The following is a 1,077-nucleotide window of genomic DNA, read 5'->3' as shown; positions in this document are numbered from 1 at the left end:
AAAAAGGATAGTTGAGATCTTTTGTGGCACCAATGGAACGAATCACCATAGGGAGATGCAGCTTCGCGGCTTCTAGAATCGTTAAAGGCATACCTTCCCATGCGGCGGTATGTAAATAGAGATCGGAGGCCTGCAGTTTCTTAACCACTTCATCGCGAGGAAGCATACCCGTTACTTGTACGCCCTCGGCTCTTAACGCTTGCTCTAGCTCTTTGTCTCCTCCTCCAATCCAAGTAATGTCTAATTGGCGATTGAGTGCAAATCGATTCAAGCAACGGAGTGTGTTAAGTAAAAATTGAGGGTCTTTCTGTGGTGCGACACGCCCTAAAACAACAATGTTCAATGCAGCTTGATGGTTTCTGCCGACACGCGTCGCACTTTGATAAGAAACGTAGTTGTTCAGCAGTTCCGCTCGTTTTGCTCCAATGCTAATGGCTAAATCACATTCGCGCTGACTGCAGCCTGCCACCACGTCAATTTTGTTGAGCATCACCTTTTCTAAAGCTTTGTATAGTTGGCGAGCGAAGCCTGAAATATCTTCTCGTTCAAACGCATAGCAGTGCGGGGTATACACCAAGCGGGCGTGGTTGAGTTTCAAAAATCGACCTAAAAAACCGGCTTTGCTAGAGTGCAAATGCACAATATCGGGTTTTATGTCATTGATGGTTTGATTGGCGTCTCGCACAAACTGCAGAAGCCCACCTTCCACCCATTTCGTTTGAGCAAAAACATCGTGATTGCTGTCTTTGGTTAAATCATTGTGACGCGCTCTAGCAAGCAAAAAGTGTTCATACGGTTCATGTCGAGATGAATGTACATAGCTGTACAGTGCGGTTTGAACACCGCCACCAAAGGCTTCGGTAATATGCAGTACTTTTTTCATGCTGACTTTGTCCCTGGAGTTTTTAACCACTTGGTTTTGAAAGCTTCTCGTTCTTGCTGCGAGTAAATATGGCGATAAAGCGGTAAGTCATACATGTAAAACAACTTAGAAAAATCGTAATGCTGTTTAAAGTATTGGTGGATGTTGGAATACCATTTGTTCTTTGCTTCATTGCTGTTTTTCAGAACAAAGTT

2 protein-coding genes are annotated in these 1,077 nt (G+C 44.1%); both read right to left on the bottom strand.

All coding sequences use genetic code 11. The annotated features are described in order from the left end of the window. Positions 1–883 (bottom strand): glycosyltransferase (locus R7E42_RS25390; RefSeq protein WP_318073290.1); only part of this gene is annotated, 883 nt, incomplete at its 3' end. Beyond that, positions 880–1,077, bottom strand: a 198-nt coding sequence (locus R7E42_RS25385; RefSeq protein ID WP_318073289.1) for a putative capsular polysaccharide synthesis family protein, incomplete at its 5' end; no start/stop codon positions are given. The genes R7E42_RS25385 and R7E42_RS25390, both read right to left, overlap by 4 nt.

Origin of the sequence: Vibrio sp. Vb1337 (genome assembly GCF_033338715.1) — a bacterium.
GTDB classification, from domain to species: Bacteria; Pseudomonadota; Gammaproteobacteria; order Enterobacterales; family Vibrionaceae; genus Vibrio; species Vibrio alginolyticus.
The sequence above is the reverse complement of the archived record's forward strand: the minus strand, read 5'-3'. Positions and strand labels throughout refer to the sequence as shown.